At 53.6% G+C, this 15,003-nt stretch carries 16 protein-coding genes and 1 pseudogene; 10 read left to right on the forward strand and 7 right to left on the reverse strand.

What is annotated here, in order from left to right:
- The 3 genes from RV1423_RS30235 to RV1423_RS27010 form a co-directional block, all read right to left on the reverse strand.
- Nucleotides 1-118, reverse strand: a 118-nt coding sequence (locus RV1423_RS30235) for a helix-turn-helix domain-containing protein (RefSeq protein WP_197035018.1), incomplete at its 3' end; no start/stop codon positions are given.
- Between the two features lie 117 nt (nt 119-235).
- On the reverse strand, nt 236-2,587 hold the full coding sequence (locus RV1423_RS30240) for a hypothetical protein (RefSeq protein ID WP_155835326.1): 2,352 nt from the start codon (nt 2,585-2,587) through the stop codon (nt 236-238).
- Nucleotides 2,588-2,857: 270 nt separating this feature from the next.
- A complete protein-coding gene (locus RV1423_RS27010; RefSeq protein WP_034303706.1) occupies nt 2,858-3,319 on the reverse strand; it encodes a MarR family winged helix-turn-helix transcriptional regulator in 462 nt (153 codons plus the stop codon).
- 54 nt (nt 3,320-3,373) lie between these two features.
- On the opposite strand from RV1423_RS27010, the gene RV1423_RS27015 reads away from it, so the two are divergent.
- Nucleotides 3,374-3,751: a VOC family protein gene (locus tag RV1423_RS27015; RefSeq protein ID WP_231502530.1), complete on the forward strand. Its 378-nt coding sequence runs from the start codon at nt 3,374-3,376 to the stop codon at nt 3,749-3,751.
- 376 nt (nt 3,752-4,127) lie between these two features.
- Nucleotides 4,128-5,120 carry a LysR family transcriptional regulator gene (locus tag RV1423_RS27020; RefSeq protein ID WP_155835327.1) on the forward strand — a complete coding sequence of 331 codons (993 nt, stop codon included), beginning with the start codon at nt 4,128-4,130 and terminating at the stop codon, nt 5,118-5,120.
- An 83-nt stretch (nt 5,121-5,203) separates the two neighbouring features.
- Here the strand turns inward: RV1423_RS27020 and RV1423_RS27025 are convergent, their stop codons facing one another.
- The 4 genes and pseudogenes from RV1423_RS27025 to RV1423_RS27035 all read right to left on the reverse strand — a co-directional run.
- On the reverse strand, nt 5,204-6,508 hold the full coding sequence (locus RV1423_RS27025) for an MFS transporter (protein WP_034303710.1): 1,305 nt from the start codon (nt 6,506-6,508) through the stop codon (nt 5,204-5,206).
- 64 nt (nt 6,509-6,572) lie between these two features.
- On the reverse strand, nt 6,573-7,361 hold the full coding sequence (locus tag RV1423_RS29505; protein WP_197035019.1) for an amidohydrolase: 789 nt from the start codon (nt 7,359-7,361) through the stop codon (nt 6,573-6,575).
- A 211-nt stretch (nt 7,362-7,572) separates the two neighbouring features.
- Nucleotides 7,573-7,734: a hypothetical protein gene (locus RV1423_RS30245; RefSeq protein ID WP_155835328.1), complete on the reverse strand. Its 162-nt coding sequence runs from the start codon at nt 7,732-7,734 to the stop codon at nt 7,573-7,575.
- A gap of 162 nt (nt 7,735-7,896) precedes the next feature.
- Nucleotides 7,897-8,753: pseudogene (locus RV1423_RS27035) on the reverse strand (muconate/chloromuconate family cycloisomerase); the annotation flags it as partial.
- 46 nt (nt 8,754-8,799) lie between these two features.
- Between RV1423_RS27035 and RV1423_RS27040 the strand changes: the two are divergent.
- The 8 genes from RV1423_RS27040 (at nt 8,800) to RV1423_RS27070 (ending at nt 14,838) form a co-directional block, all read left to right on the forward strand.
- Nucleotides 8,800-9,618: an IclR family transcriptional regulator C-terminal domain-containing protein gene (locus RV1423_RS27040; protein WP_034303718.1), complete on the forward strand. Its 819-nt coding sequence runs from the start codon at nt 8,800-8,802 to the stop codon at nt 9,616-9,618.
- A 501-nt stretch (nt 9,619-10,119) separates the two neighbouring features.
- Nucleotides 10,120-11,451 carry a short-chain fatty acid transporter gene (locus RV1423_RS27045; protein WP_034303712.1) on the forward strand — a complete coding sequence of 444 codons (1,332 nt, stop codon included), beginning with the start codon at nt 10,120-10,122 and terminating at the stop codon, nt 11,449-11,451.
- A 53-nt stretch (nt 11,452-11,504) separates the two neighbouring features.
- Complete coding sequence (gene catC, locus RV1423_RS27050) at nt 11,505-11,792, forward strand: muconolactone Delta-isomerase (protein ID WP_034303713.1); 288 nt, start codon at nt 11,505-11,507, stop codon at nt 11,790-11,792.
- A gap of 9 nt (nt 11,793-11,801) precedes the next feature.
- A complete protein-coding gene (locus RV1423_RS27055) occupies nt 11,802-12,098 on the forward strand; it encodes a YciI family protein (protein ID WP_034303714.1) in 297 nt (98 codons plus the stop codon).
- Nucleotides 12,099-12,112: 14 nt separating this feature from the next.
- Nucleotides 12,113-12,892, forward strand: coding sequence for a 3-oxoadipate enol-lactonase (gene pcaD / locus RV1423_RS27060; protein ID WP_034303715.1), 780 nt, complete (start codon nt 12,113-12,115; stop codon nt 12,890-12,892).
- A 461-nt stretch (nt 12,893-13,353) separates the two neighbouring features.
- Nucleotides 13,354-13,548, forward strand: coding sequence for a tyrosine-type recombinase/integrase (locus RV1423_RS29510; RefSeq protein WP_081769042.1), 195 nt, complete (start codon nt 13,354-13,356; stop codon nt 13,546-13,548).
- Between the two features lie 499 nt (nt 13,549-14,047).
- Nucleotides 14,048-14,359: a hypothetical protein gene (locus RV1423_RS30250; protein ID WP_155835329.1), complete on the forward strand. Its 312-nt coding sequence runs from the start codon at nt 14,048-14,050 to the stop codon at nt 14,357-14,359.
- 146 nt (nt 14,360-14,505) lie between these two features.
- Nucleotides 14,506-14,838, forward strand: coding sequence for an SMI1/KNR4 family protein (locus RV1423_RS27070; RefSeq protein ID WP_034303716.1), 333 nt, complete (start codon nt 14,506-14,508; stop codon nt 14,836-14,838).
- The last annotated feature ends 165 nt before the right edge of the window (nt 14,839-15,003 follow it).

Raw genomic sequence — 15,003 nt, forward strand, 5'->3', positions numbered from 1 at the left:
AAAACGTATCGCGGGAAAATCCCATTACCTTGCAGGCACGAGACACATTTCCAAGTTCTGCAGCAAGATTGAGCAGGCCAACCTTGTGCTTGATCACATTCTGAGGAACACTACGCATGGGGTTACTCCTTGGCGCTTACGCGCTGGTTTAATAAAGATTCGCACCTCTATCAAACCGGGTAACCCCACCATTTGGCAAGGCCTTACTGTCCGATCAAGTCGGAACTACTACAAATTAGATTTTTGTTCTTGCTTCTTTTGTTTTGTCATCTCCGTCTTCATCTTCTTCGACGGCTGCAACATCCTCTTCTTTGTACGCTGTTTTGTGGCTGCTTTCCGCATCTTCTTTTTCCTCCTTAGCAACAGTTTGAGGTGCAAGGACATTGCCGTCATTTATTTCGTCATTGTCCACAACAGCGATAATTTCTGTCGTAGCCTTTCGCTTTCCGTTGTGGACAGCGACCGCTGTGTAAGGAACAGGGACATTACGTTCATTGAACGCCGGCGTCGCTGTGTGCGACGATGCCCTTGCTCTGTTTAAAGAAGATGTTATTGATGCCGCTACAGGAGAGGCCGCTGCCGTTGCATCCACCTTTGCCTCCACCTCTGCTGCCAGTATTTCGTTTATGGCGTCATTTGCTAGTCCTACGGCTGCATTTAGCGCATCTGTGCATCTCGTTACTTCTTCGTTCGCTGCAGCAGCTGCTGCTGTGGCTTCTAGTTCTGCTGCTACATTGTCTGCCGCTGCTGTGGTTGCTAGTGCTGCGGCTTCTGTTGCCGCTGTTGCTACTTTTTCTGCTTCTGCTGCTTTTGCTGCCTTTGCTGCTGCAAGTGATTTTGCTACCATTGCTGCTACGAATTCTTGCGTTGCTGTGGCTTTGATTTTGTCTTCTTCTGCTTCTACTGCGACTTTTTCTGCTTCCGCTTTTGCTTCTGCTGCGACTTTTTTTGCCATTGCGTCTGCTGTTGCTAGCCTTACTGCCTTTTCTTGTGCATTCTTTTCCTTTTTCTTTGCCAATATTGCTTTTCTTAAGGCCTTATTTAATTCATCTTGCTCCCGCCTTACCATCTCCTCCGGTACCTTTAGTTGGTCAACCGGAGTATTCCCTCTAGTCTTAAATTGCCGCTTCTGATTATTCATAACCCTCGCGCGCGTCTCGTTGAGCAAGGCCAGCACGAACTGCGCAGCGTTATCCGCTTTATCTGCTTTACTCGGCTCACGGATATTACTAGCTGCCCATCTCCTTTGTTCCTCCTTTTGCTCAGGGGTTAATTCGGTCACTCGCGCTGCTGGGTCGATTGTTCCCGGTTTCGCATCCCCTTTAAAACTGACTTTATTTTCACGCTTCCTAATATTTAAATCCTCTGAGCCTTTTCTGTCACCGTGATACCAATTAGCCAGGCCTATTTTGCGTCCCTTTTCAGAACCTGACTGGCGTTCAGGAGGCCCTCCCAATTTACTTTCAATCAGCGCTGTCTTTTCTTCGTCGTCGAACTTGTTTCCATCTAACTTATTTGTACCGATCTGCTCATATTTCCATACGCAAGAAAATTGAGAATGCTTTGGCTCCCCTAATACTTTAACAGAGTAAAAAATACCAACTTTCTTCTCTTTAACGTCGCTTGCATCTTTACTTTCAGACTTAGTCTTGCCATCCACCCCCTGGGGATTGTCGTTGATTTCTTTTGCCGTTGCTAAGTTTCTTTTGACATACTGCTCTACAATCATGGAGTGGCGTCCATTTGCTCCGGCTGTGATCGGATATAAATTTTCTTTCACCCCATAGCCGCCTAGATCATGATTTAACAAGTGACCGCGAGCATAGGCTTTTGGATGGTCCTTCTTCACTTGAGCATACAAGTCCTTACTATCCCCATCTTCTTTGATGGGGTCTGGCTTCGATCCGACGACTGGATCATCAGGATCCAAATGCGCGTCCATAGCAAGTCCGACAGTTCCAAAGGCGCTCCGCTCTCCAGAGGCGCTCGTATATGTCGTCGTACCATGATGATGTTCTATCGTCGTTTTCATCTGGACGGTCGTCCCGTTATTTCCACTTCTACTATTTCGGTACATCTTGCCGGATGACGAAGTCAAGGAAGGCATGTTAACGATGTTTTTTTCTATTCTTGTCGACCTTTTTGCAAGCGCATTTTCTTCAATAAAACCTTCCTCGCTCTTCACGCCCGCATTGTCATTTCTCGCTATGCCACTCTTCGTTTGAAGCACTGGCTTCGCACGACCTTGCGGATAGATTTGAACATTGAGCTGTGTCGGTTGGGTAGCGTTATGGTGATCCTTAACATGGTCTGTGTTCTTGCTGGGATGAGAATCGATGCCAACTGTGCTCAGGTTTGGAAGACCGGTTTTGTCGTCAGGTCTATTGTCCATCCTCGCTTTCAGTTGCGCAGCTTGCTGGATGCGTGGACTGTTCTCTATCAGGTCCTGCATTTTTCGGTGCAGAGCTGATGACGCGCGATTGTCCGCAATCTCAACTCCGCCCCGTCGACTGGCGTCTCGCAATTCGATATCGGTTGTACTTGACCGGTCTTCGTTGTTTGATTTGTTTTGCGAAGAACTTGTCATCTGCAACTTTCTTTTTGTTATCACCGATCATATTGTCAGCATGGTTGGTCGCCAATCCTGACTCATAGATTTGATCACCTTACTCAGAGATGCCAAGGGAATGAGCACACAAGGACATGTTTTCTATTTGTCTCGAAACGGCGCTTGGCTGACAGATATGTTTCCTAAAGAATAAGTGATAAGTCTCTACAGGCTTGACGTCCAATCTCACTTTTCCAGTTTTGTCGTCATTCTCGCACAACGGCGAGAATGCTAACCATACACATTTCACTAGCTGTCAGACGGCTCTTCGTCCAGAGCGGCGGCACAACGCTTGAGCAACTCGCAAAGAAGCCGGGCTTCTTCAGTTGACAGCCTGGAGAGCATCTGCCGTTCTACCGCGTCGGCAGCTTTCGCGCCGTCGGTAACGGCATTTTGACCGGCCGTCGTCAACTCGGTCATGATGACCCGGCCATGCTCCGGGTGCGGGCTCCGCACAATCAGGCCTCTTCGTTCGAGATTGACGAGGATACCTTGCATGGTCTGCGGCGTCACGAACGCTGCGCGAGCTAGCTCGGCGTTCGAGATTCGCGGATTGCCAGCCACGGCAAGCAGGACTGCGTTCTGCGGTGCCGTGATGCCAAGCCGCGCGAGTTCGGCATCCAGGCGTTGCCTCAAACGATGTTGCGTGATCTTTAGGTTGTAGCCAATCCAGTCGACTCCGCTTCGAGGCGCTATTTTCCGCGTTGACATATCAGGCACCTTACATTAATATCAGCACCCTGATATTACTTGAAAGGAGCTAGCATGACAACCATGACAATCCCAGTCGGCCCCGACTTCATTGCCTTGCAAGTGCGCGACCTTGCTGCATCCCGCAAGTTCTACGTCGAAGTCTTCGGTTTCGAAGCCTCGGCGCACTGTCCTCCCGGAGCGGTCATTTTCAAAACCGAGCCGATCCCCTTGGCGCTGCGAGAGCCGCTGCGTTCACTTCCCGAAGCCGGGCCGCTCGGTGTGGGCATGGTGCTCTGGATCGCGTGCCCCGACGCCGATGCGCTGCACGACCTCATTGTCAAAAGGGGCGGTGCGATCCTCAGCCCACTCGCCGACGGCCCCTTCGGTCGTTTCTTCGTCGCTTGTGATCCTGATGGCTACGCGATCACCTTTCATACGGCGCGGAGCTGACTGCTGCCGTTCGGGATCAAGTATTTTCGGCCTCGAATGAGATCGTCGGCATACGCGCTATCCAGCGATCAATGTATTTCCTTCGCCGTTTTGAGGCAACTAGGGCCCCGTTTCCCTATGTCGACTTTGCGTTGCCGAAAGTTGATAATGCCGGGGCCAAAGGTATTGTCGTGGCAAGGGGGAAATTCAATAAGATTAACTCCTCGTGAATGTGCTCGGTTGATGAGCTACGGAGACCTGTGAGACGACCGCAATTTGAATATTTCGGGCATGTCTACTGGCAAAAGATAATCTGGGCCGTCTTTCACTGCCTCCAAATGGCGTCGCTGAAATCAAGTAAATTTTTTGGGAATGTATGGAAAACTAATCTGGCGGCGTGGCAACAGGCTCTGGCGCAACCGCGCAGAGTGATGGAGAATGGCGCTTCTGCCATTTTTTCGCCATCATGAAACACTACACAGTTGCACAGATGGAGGCATTCCTTGCAATCAGCGAGGCCGGCTCGTTTCGCTTGGCGGCTGACCGATTAGGCATCACGCAACCGTCTATATCTCAGCGCATAAAAGAGTTCGAATCCGCGCTTGGATGTAATTTGTTTGTACGGGGCAAGGGAGGAGTCAGATTATCTGAGTCGGGGCAAATCGCCTTGCAGTACGTGCAACGAGGATTTGACGTCCTGCAGGAAATGGAGCGGCGCCTGAGCACTGGCGACCCATTGACAGGGTCGTTGCGTCTCGGAGCATCCAACACCTTCGCACTGAGCTGCTTGCCGGCGCTGCTGGCCGCGCTGGAACAGCGTCACCCGACGTTGCATGTCGAACTCACTATCAATAACAGCGCTGCGTTGCGCCAACTACTGGACGCTCAGAAGCTGGATATTGTTTTTTTGGTCGACGCGCCGATCGGGCCGGGATACACCGTGGAAGGGCTCGCGTCCTTTGAGATTGCGTGGTTTGCGCATCAGGCACTCAGCGGAAAGGCGCGCACATTGAATGCTCTTGACTTCCTGGACCGGCGTATTGTCACAATGCCGCAATCATCACCATTTCACAACATCATCGGGGAGTGGTTCGCGGCAGCGAAGATACCGCTTCCTGCCTTGAACACGTGTAATGACATGGCCACGCTGGTGCGGCTCGTTCGTATGGGGGCGGCTGTGAGCGTGTTGCCGGTATGTCTGGTCACTAGCGAGCTGGCTGCTGGCAACATCGTGCGGTTACGCGCATCGCCAACATTCTCCCCCCTGACAATCTATGCAGCATATCGGACCAAGGCGCAAGGTAGAACAAGTCAGGTTGTCATCGACTTGGCGCGCAATGTGATTGCTGAAGCAGGAGATGGCGTGACGCCAATCGCAGTCCGCGGATAACCGCGGACTGCGACAGGTATATCAAGGAGCCGCGTAGCGCTTGTCCATGCTATCGTGAAAATGTCGATGAACGTATGACCTTATTACGTCGAAGCCGTCATGGCAGCCTGACGTTGAAAGTGGCGCAATGGGAACACGAGGAGCACCGTCACTACCAAGATAGCGCCCATGACGCCTAAGCCCGCGGCAAAACTGCCAGTTTCTTCCTTGGCCCAGCCGATGACATAAGGACCGGCGAATCCACCAAGCGCGGCGATACAGTTAATGTAGGCAAAACCGGCCGCAGCACCGACCCCGGTCATGATGCGTCCGGGTATTGCCCAGAAGATGGCGCGCGCTGCTGTGACGCCGACCAGCGCCAACGTAAGACCAATCATGGAGGCAACCGTGGAATGCGCGAACACCGAGAATGCAAGGCCGACGGCACCCAGCGCACAGCTCACACCCAGGTTTCCCAGCGAGTTGCCCGTGCGGTCAGAATGCCTCGCCCACAGCAGCATCCCGACACAGGCAAAGGCATAAGGAATTGCAGAGACCAATCCGATTTCCAACGGAGAGGACAGGAACTGTTTAAGAATCAGCGGCATCCACACACCGACACCATACGAGCCGACGGTAAAGCCAAACTGAATCAGCGCCAGCACATGCACACGCGGGTCACGAAGTGCTGCTGCAAAGTCTTTACGCGGCTTGGCGCGCGTCTCACTGGATAGCATTTCGTTCATCATCGTCCGTTCGGACGGGGACAGCCACGACGCTTTGTCGGGGCTGTCTGCCAGAAGGAAAAACGCCCAGATGCCAACCAATGCTGTAGGCATGCCTTCTACAAGGAACATCCACTTCCAGCCGCTCATGCCCCAGAGGCCATCAAGAAGCAGGAGGCCTCCGGAGAGCGGCCCGCCGACAAGCGAGGACAAAGGGACTGCCAGCAGGAACCAAGCCAGGATGGTGGTGCGGTAGCGGGCAGGGAACCAGCTTGAAAGAAAAAAGGTTACGCCAGGAAAGAAACCAGCTTCGGAGAGCCCAAGAAGCAAGCGTGCGGCATAGTAGCTATGCGGCCCCACGACTAGCGCCATGACCGCTGAGCAGATGCCCCAGGTAATCATGATTCTCGCTAGCCAGAGACGGGCGCCTATGCGGAAGAGCATGAGGTTACTCGGCACTTCAAAGAGGCTATAGGCGAGGAAGAAGATGCCAGCACCGAAGCCGAACTGGCTCGCACTCAACCCCAGATCCTTATTCATCGTCAGCGCCGCAAAGCCAACATTGGTGCGGTCGAGGTAGTTCAGCAGGTACCCGAGGATGAGAATTGGCAGGAAGCGCCAAGCGACCTTCTTGATCAGGGCTCGCTCCGCTTGAGCGCGGGCTGAGTCTTCATGTTGTTCCATTTTTGTCTCCTTGTGAAATTCGTATAGAACGTCTTTTACGGCGACGCTTAGCGCGTTATCTGATTCAGAAACCGAAAAGCCGACGCGGGGTGTCGCACCAGATAGCCGTTCTTTGCTGCGGGTCCGGGATCCAGCTTTCGAAATCGGCCAGGCATCGTTCGTAGGACTGGGTGCCTTCGTGCGACACCCATGGCCAGTCACTGCCCCACATGAGTTGCGAAGGACCGCCAGCCTGCAGCAGCGCTCTGACGTAAGGCGCAGCAGGTGCTCCACCCAATCGGTACGGAGCAGACAGCTTCACCCATGTGTTTCCCGCACTCATTCCCGCAAGAACCGCCTTGAAGCCTTCGCCCGTAATTCCGCTCTCAGGCTCAGGCGAACCAAAATGGTCGACCACGACTGCGGCACCGCTTGCCTGGATTGGTGGCAGCACTTGTTTCATCTTGTGACCTTCGATATACAGCTCGATATGCAGACCGCGCTCGCGCGCAAGGCTAAACAGTCGCTGATAGGCGGTGCCGGCTGGATTGGGGACATCGTTTTGACGCAGCCAATTCAGCCGCAGGCCACGTATGCCGGCACGGTAAAGTGCATCGAGCTCTTGCTCCGGAATCTCAGGGGCGACGATGGCGGTGCCACGCAGTCGTTCAGGATGGCATTTGAGCGCCTCGAGCATGAGGGAGTTGTCAGTGCCGTAGAAACTGGGTTGAGTCAGTACGCCATGCGTAATTTCGTGTTTGTCGAATAAGGCGAGCAATTCTTCTGCAGTGATATCCCGCTTCGGCTCGGAATGTCGCCCTGGAACGAGTGCTGAGTCACGAACCATGATGTGGGTGTGGCTATCAATGCGCATGGCACCAGCTAGTTGCGCAGTGGATGGCGCCGTGAATGTGTGTGAATTCATAAGGCTCGTCTCAAGCGACTGACTTTGCGGATGTCGCTTATGGTTCTATGGAAATAATTGTTCTTACAGAGATGACGAGAACTGTACTTTTTTGCGAAACATTCGTCCAATCGATAGTGCGTCTTCTTTTTGATTGGATAAACCTATCATTTATCTTGGGTTAGCTAACAGGCATCACGAGTTGATTCCAAGCGATGGCAGGCACTAGCATGGTTTCAGGGTGGAATACCCGAACCGGGTTACTCTCTGCGACGTAGTCGTCCAGTTGTTCGGGCAACAAGATACGTTGATGGCGATCCAGGCCTTCAATGAAACGTTTCATCGACGCACCCCGAACAAAATGAAATGAATTGTTCGTGTGACCTGAATCTCTGCAAATCGTTTACTTCCGACTAGAAGTAACGATTGTCGGCGTTTTTACACAGCCTTGGCTGATTGCAGACTTTCAAAACTAATTCAAGTATCTGTCTTTCAAGCACGTCTACTGTAGCGGCTCAGCCAGAATCTCTTCGGTTAGCAGCAAGGGGCCGAACAACTCGGTACCCCATTGCAGTTCGCGGAAGGTGGCAAGCACATGAGCCGAGGCGATCGTCCCAAATGCACCTTCCAGCATGGTGCCGCCGTAGAATTCGATGCCGGCAGCGTCGGCAATCGCCGCCACCTGCTGCGCGGCGCGCAGCCCGCCGGATTGTTCGATCTTGATGGCGAACACATCAGCGCCGGCCTGGCGCGCCAGCTCGAAGGCGGAGACCGGACCGGTCAGTGATTCATCGGCCATCACGGCAATCGCGTAACGGCCCTTCAGCCGCGCCAGCGCATCAACCGAGGCCACCGGTTGTTCTACCAGTTCGCAGCCCGCATCGACCAGGCCGGCCAGACCGCGCTGCGCCTCGAGTTCGCTCCAGGCCATGTTGACGTCGACCCGCACCACGCCGCGATCGCCCTGCGCCTTCTTGATGACGGCAACGTGCGTCACGTCGGCGTCGACGGCACGACGGCCGATCTTGAGCTTGAAGATATTGTGGCGGCGCTGTGCCAGCATGCGCTCGGCCTCGTCGATATCCTTGGCGGTATCGCCCGATGCCAGCGTCCATGCCACCGGCAGGCTGTCGCGCCCACGCCCAGCAATTGCGACACCGGCAAGCCGGTACACAGACCCAAGGCATCGAAGAGTGCAGTTTCCACTGCACACTTGGAGAAGCGGTTGTCATGGATGGCCACATCAAGACGGCCCATGATGGCAGGGATGTGACTGGCGTCAGCACGCAGCAGCAATGGCGCGAAATAGGTGACGATGGCCAGCTTCATGCCCTATGGCGACTCGGCGCGATAGGCCAACCCGCGTAGCAAAGGCTGATCCGGGCCAAATATGCGTAAAATGGCGCCGATGAATACCGCACGCACGCCCAAGAACACTACCGACAACGACGAGTTCGCTGTATCCCCAGCCCCGGGGGACAGCTATGTGCAATCCTTCGCACGTGGTCTGGCTGTGTTGCGCAGTTTTGGCAGCGCGGCGCCCGAACAGACACTCTCTGAAGTGGCCGACCGGACTGGCCTGACCCGCGCCGGTGCCCGGCGCATCTTGTTGACTCTGGTGCATTTGGAATATGTCGAAACCGAAGGCCGTTTGTTTCGCCTTACCCCAAAGGTACTGGAACTGGGGTTTTCCTATCTGTCGGCCCTGCCGATCTGGACACGCGCGCAGCCAGTCATGGAAGACCTAGTCGAGGAATTGCGCCAATCCTGTTCCGCTGCGGTACTGGATGGTCACGATATTGTCTACGTCGTGCGGGTCCCGGCGCACAAGATCATGTCGATCAACCTGGGCGTGGGCAGCCGCCTGCCCGCCTATTGCACTTCCATGGGTCTAGTACTGCTGTCGGGCCTGGCGCCACAGGCGCTGCGCACGCGGCTAGAGGCAACAGAGCTGGCCCAGCACACCCCAAATACCGTCACTGACATCGACCAGCTCATCGACCGCATCGACCAAATCCGCCAACAAGGTTGGGCCCTAGTCGAAGAAGAACTCGAAATGGGCCTCTGCTCGGTGGCCGCCCCTGTCAAGGACCGCAACGGTCGTGTAGTCGCCGCCGTCAACATCAGCGGCCAGGCCAACGCCCGCGCGCGGACAGCACTCGTGGAGATCGGCTTGCCTAAGCTGTTGGAAGCTACTGCCAAGATCAACCAGTTGGTCTGCAACTGATCCGGCCGCTCGGCGCTGAGTTCACTTTTCTTTTTTTCGCGGCTGAAATGCTCCCTTCGCTGCTCACGCGCCAAACGGCGTTCATTCTTCCTGCAACTGCACTTTCACGCTCGCATCTCTGGCAGTCGCTTCGACACGATTGCTCTTGACGAGTCCGTTTTCGCGAAATATCATCCGAAAAGTTCTACATACGAATATTTGTTCTTATTGCGAACAATTTGCTTGATCAAGGCAGATGAGATGGGTCACATCGGCGTTCGCCGATGACAGCCCGGATCATGCCGCCATGACCGAATGCGTACGTGATTGGGAGATCACGTCGCTGCGCCTTGGCGCATAAAAACAATAAAAGGGAATCCAAGCATCCGCGACAGCGCGAGGCCGATATCCGCTTCCAAACTCCACCAGGCGCCAGGCATCACCCTATGCCGGCATAGCATCGTCCGCACATTCGCGGATGTTGCCCTCGTGGGGACATGCAGACAACGAACCGAGACAACCATGACAAAACTGACTGGCTTCTTCACCGAACTGATGCGGCGCTACCTGCCCGATCCTTTCGTTTTCGCAATCATCCTGACCTTGCTGACCATGGTCCTGGCCATGCTGGTCGAGGGTAAAGCTCCACTAGATGTCGTCAGCGGCTGGGGCAAGGGGTTCTGGGCGCTGCTGGCCTTCACCACCCAGATGGCAGTGATCCTGGCGATGGGCTATGTGCTGGCCGCCGCTCCTCTGACCGACCGCTTGTTGAATAAGATCGTCGGCCGCGTGCATGAGCCGCGTACTGCCATCATTGTCGCCACCGTGGTAGGCTGCGTCGGCAGCTACCTGAACTGGGGCTTTGGCCTGGTCATCGGTGGCATCATCGCCAAGAAGCTGGCCCTCAAGGTCAAGGGTGTGCACTACCCGCTGATCATCGCAGCTGCTTACAGCGGCTTCACCATGTATGGCCTGGGCTTGTCGGCCAGCATCCCGGTCCTGATCTCGACCAAGGGCCATCCTCTTGAGCACCTGATGGGCGTGGTGCCGCTGTCGGAAACGATTTTCTCGGCGCCAATGCTGGTGACCTCTTTGGTGGTGCTGGTAACGCTGCCGCTGCTCAATGCCTGGCTGCATCCCAAGGCTGGCGAAGCGGTTATCGAAGTCGATCCCGGCATCGATCGTGCCGAACAGAAGGCCGATACCAGCGCCCTCCTCGACCGCGATACCTTTGCGCACAAGCTTAATCACAGTCGCCTGCTGAGCATGCTCATTGGGTTGTGCGGTGTTGCCTATGTGGCGTATTACTTCTTCCAGAAGGGTACCCTGGATCTGAACCTGATTAACTTCATCATCCTGTTCCTGGGTATCATCCTGCTGGGCACGCCGCTGGCCTATGTCGAGAAGCTCAATGAAGGCATCAAGACCATCGGCGGCATCATCCTGCAGTTCCCGTTCTATGCCGGCATCATGGCCATCATGGCGGCCTCCGGCCTGGTCAATACCATCTCGCAGGTCTTCGTGGATGTCTCGACGGCCCACTCGCTGCCGTTCTGGGGCTTGATCAGTTCGTTCGTCATCAATTTCTTCGCGCCTTCCGGCGGCGGCCATTGGGTGATCCAGGGGCCCTTCATGATTGATGCCGCCAAGACCCTGGGCGCCTCGATCCCCCACACCGCGATGTCGGTCATGCTGGGCAATGCCTGGAACGACCTGGTGCAGCCCTTCTGGATCCTGCCCGCGCTGGCCCTGTCCAAACTCAAACTCAAAGACATCATGGGCTACACCGTGATCATGACCGGCTGGATCGGCCTGGTGTACATTGCCGCAGTGCTTGCTGCATCCTATCTCTGATTCCATCACCCATCGGCGCCTCCTGGCGCCGACTTTACTCCAAGGAGAACAACATGCTGTTCATGGTGCAAATGCAAGTCAACATCCCCGCCAGCGTTCCGAAAGAAACCGCCGACGCCCTGAAGAAAGAAGAAAAGGAAATGTCACAGCGCTTGCAGCGTGAAGGCAAGTGGCGCGATCTGTGGCGCGTGGTGGGGCAATACGCCAATGTCAGCATCTTCAATGTGTCCGGCAATGAAGAACTGCACCAGTTGCTGATCGGCCTGCCGCTCTATCCGTTCATGAACATTTCCATCACACCGCTGACCCAACATCCGTCAGCTATCGCCCAGGTCGACTGAGCAGCGGCCATGCCTTTCATCATTGAAACCTGGGACAAACCAGGGCACCAGCACCTGCGCCAACAAACACGCCCCGAGCACCTGCAGTTCCTGGAAGACATTGCACCACGTCTTATCGCCTGCGGTGCCAAGCTCAATGACGACGGCACGGATGCCGGCGGGGGCATCTATATTGTCGACGTCGACACCCGTGCCGAAGCCGAGGCTACCATCGCCGCGGATCCATTTACCGCCGTCCAGTTGTTCGAGCGCGTTGAAATCAAGCGCTGGCGCAAGGCTTACGTGGATGGCACCTGCAAACTCTAAACAAGGAAAACGCCATGCCAATCGCACACCTCAAGGACGTAGATCTGCATTATCAGTTGGATGGCGACGCCAGCCTGCCGGTGCTGGTCTTGTCCAACTCCCTCGGCACCTCGCTGGCCATGTGGGAGCCGCAGATCTCCCTGTTGAGCAAGTACTTCCGCGTCTTGCGCTACGACACCCGCGGCCATGGCCGATCGCAAGTGACGCCGGCTCCGTATTCCATCCCTCAGTTGGCGGGTGACGTCATCGGCCTACTCGACCAGCTCGGTATCGCGCAAGCGCATTTCTGTGGCTTGTCCATGGGTGGCAGTACCGTCATGTGGCTTGCCGTGCATCATCCCGAGCGCGTCAAGCGGCTGGTGCTGTGCAATACCGGCGCCCTGATCGGCACCGCCGAAGCCTGGACCTCGCGCATTGCGACGGTGCAGCGTGATGGCGTCGCTTCGATTGCCGACGCTGTGGTCTCGCGCTGGCTCACGCCCGAGTTTGCGCAGGCCAATCCCGCCAAGGTGAAATTGCTCGCCACCATGCTCAAGACCACGCCCGATGAGGGCTACGCCGGCGCCTGTGCTGCTGTGCGCGATATCAATCTGCGTGAGCAAATTGGCGGCATCAAGGCGCCGACCTTGGTGGTTGCGGGGACTGGAGATATTCCTACGCCGCCCAGCGATGCCCGCTTCATCCTGTCGCAGATTAAGGACGCACAATACGTGGAGCTTGGTGCCGCACATATATCAAATCAAGAACGTCCAGAGGAATTCACTAGTGCGTTAATCAAATTCTTGAATTCTTAAATTCCTTCTTAGTTTCCATATAAAAATGTCCCCCAACTCTGGATCCGATTCCAGGTGGGGGAGATAGAGTCCTGGTTTTAGCGATATTCCGCGTCGATGAAAGAGAGCTATCTTTTCTCTCAATTGAAGAAATACGGCGCCTTTTAGACGCACTATCACAAGAGGAAGAAAACGACGCACTACTAGTAACAAGAATTTGCCTAAAAACAGGATATGGATGGAACGAAGCATCAGAACTAAAAGCATCACAAATCATCAGCAGCCAAATTCAACTGACAAAAAACAGAATCTGGAAAACCAAGATCCATACCAATAACGCAAGTTTTAAAGGGGAAACTTGAAAAACACATAGCAAACCTCCGTATCAGGTCAGACAATGATCGACTCAAACTTTTCAGAAGCTGCTATGGAAGCTTTCATGAAGCGGTCGAGCGCGCCGGATTAAGATTAGAAAAGGCCAGATGACCCGCGTACTACGGCACTCATATGCCAGCCATTTCATGATGGACGGAGGGAACATACTAGTTCTACAGCGAATACTCGGTCATGCGGATCTAAAGACGATAGTGCACTATGCACATTTCTCGCCAGACCACTTACAAGAATCCCTGTTGCTAAATCCGCTAGCTCAGGCCACACGCCAGCAAGCCGGTTGACACTTCTCAAAGAAAAAAGGGCTAGCGATTCGCTAACCCTTTGTTTTTTATGGTGCTGATGAGAGGAATCGAACCTCCGACCTACTGATTACGAATCTGCTGCGCCGCCGCGCGGAAAACCTTGTAGATCAATAGGTTGCTGAGGGATGGATGTGCTATTCAACGTCAGCAAAGGCACGGTTAAGTCCTTGATTTCGCTAGGACACCATAGATGCAATAGCACAGCCCAGGCGAATAATTTTGCCGATTCTGATAAAGTTCTCCGACTATGAATGTCCGCAACCGGCCGAGGCTGTGTAAAAACGTAAAATATCAGAAAAATCGAGGGTAGGGAGACCCATCCCGATGTCGAGAAAATTGAATAGCGAGCGATCTGAGTGGTCGATTTTTCAATTGATTAAAAACTTCTGCGTTTTTACACAGCCTCGGCCAGAAGCAGACGTGCCGCCTAAGGCTAAAGTAACGTGCAAAAATATCTCTAATTCTCAGTAGGTGGCAATTGAACATCATCCGAAATATTAAAAATGCTCTTGAACCGCTAACGACAAGTTATCGATTTCCCGACGGTACATATATATATCGGGCGCATAAAATGGCTCTGAGAATTCACATCAAAGGTAGATCTTTTCTAATCGGCTTCGAACCAGCATTTGAGCGAGGAATAGATCGCTTAATACATGAAGATAATATTTTTCAAGAAATATCTTCGGGCGAAAAAAAAGAATTGGATCCAATTGTCAGAGCAGAAATCATGAAAAAATTGAAAGACTATTGTTCGGTCAAAAAATTAACCTACCGCATAGTCGATTGATCCTTTCAGAACCCAATTTGTATTTGGCTCAGGATTAGCGAGCATTTCGAAGATAGCAAAGTCCGCAATCGGCCAGAAGCTGCCTTCATTTAGGTCGTTACAGCATCACTATTTCAAACACTACTAACGTCAAATAGGGGAAGTCAATGGACTTTAGTCAGATAGTAGGAAAGGTCTTTAGAGCTCAATCTGGCGAAGAATTTGGCACGATACGTGCGCTTGGGGAGGGTCCTTTGCCTAATTGGTTGGGAACCATAAAACAAATTCCTTTTGCGATAGACGATTCTGGAAACTTTTTTGTTAGAGACAATCAGAGCATTTATTTTTTAGACCATGAGACTGACGAGCTAACAGTATTGGCACTATCCGAGGCCGATTTCTTAGCGGGCCTTTGCTCTCCCCAGCCGGTTGAATTGACGAAGGGGCAAGTAAAGTCAGCTTGGATAAATCCTGAGTTTCTCAAGAGAATATCCAAGTAAGCCATTGCTCACGGACGTCCGTAGTCGGCCGAGGCTGTGTAAAAACGCCAGAGAGCGTTATTCTAATCTGAAGTAAACGATTTGCCGCAATCCATGTCACACGAACAGATGACTCTGTTCGAGGTGCACCGATGAAACGCTTCATTGAAGGGCGGGATCGCCATC

This window comes from Herbaspirillum sp. RV1423 (assembly GCF_000577615.1).
In the GTDB taxonomy this organism is placed as follows: domain Bacteria; phylum Pseudomonadota; class Gammaproteobacteria; order Burkholderiales; family Burkholderiaceae_D; genus Herbaspirillum.

What these genes read in the sequence shown, in the direction of transcription:
- RV1423_RS30240 (WP_155835326.1), bottom strand. Translation starts at nt 2,587, where the DNA reads ATGACAAGTTCTTCGCAAAACAAATCAAACAACGAAGACCGGTCAAGT.
- RV1423_RS27010 (WP_034303706.1), bottom strand. Translation starts at nt 3,319, where the DNA reads ATGTCAACGCGGAAAATAGCGCCTCGAAGCGGAGTCGACTGGATTGGC.
- RV1423_RS27015 (WP_231502530.1), top strand. Translation starts at nt 3,374, where the DNA reads ATGACAACCATGACAATCCCAGTCGGCCCCGACTTCATTGCCTTGCAA.
- RV1423_RS27025 (WP_034303710.1), bottom strand. Translation starts at nt 6,508, where the DNA reads ATGGAACAACATGAAGACTCAGCCCGCGCTCAAGCGGAGCGAGCCCTG.
- RV1423_RS29505 (WP_197035019.1), bottom strand. Translation starts at nt 7,361, where the DNA reads ATGCGCATTGATAGCCACACCCACATCATGGTTCGTGACTCAGCACTC.
- RV1423_RS30245 (WP_155835328.1), bottom strand. Translation starts at nt 7,734, where the DNA reads ATGAAACGTTTCATTGAAGGCCTGGATCGCCATCAACGTATCTTGTTG.
- RV1423_RS27040 (WP_034303718.1), top strand. Translation starts at nt 8,800, where the DNA reads ATGAATACCGCACGCACGCCCAAGAACACTACCGACAACGACGAGTTC.
- RV1423_RS27045 (WP_034303712.1), top strand. Translation starts at nt 10,120, where the DNA reads ATGACAAAACTGACTGGCTTCTTCACCGAACTGATGCGGCGCTACCTG.
- catC (WP_034303713.1), top strand. Translation starts at nt 11,505, where the DNA reads ATGCTGTTCATGGTGCAAATGCAAGTCAACATCCCCGCCAGCGTTCCG.
- RV1423_RS27055 (WP_034303714.1), top strand. Translation starts at nt 11,802, where the DNA reads ATGCCTTTCATCATTGAAACCTGGGACAAACCAGGGCACCAGCACCTG.
- pcaD (WP_034303715.1), top strand. Translation starts at nt 12,113, where the DNA reads ATGCCAATCGCACACCTCAAGGACGTAGATCTGCATTATCAGTTGGAT.
- RV1423_RS29510 (WP_081769042.1), top strand. Translation starts at nt 13,354, where the DNA reads ATGACCCGCGTACTACGGCACTCATATGCCAGCCATTTCATGATGGAC.
- RV1423_RS27070 (WP_034303716.1), top strand. Translation starts at nt 14,506, where the DNA reads ATGGACTTTAGTCAGATAGTAGGAAAGGTCTTTAGAGCTCAATCTGGC.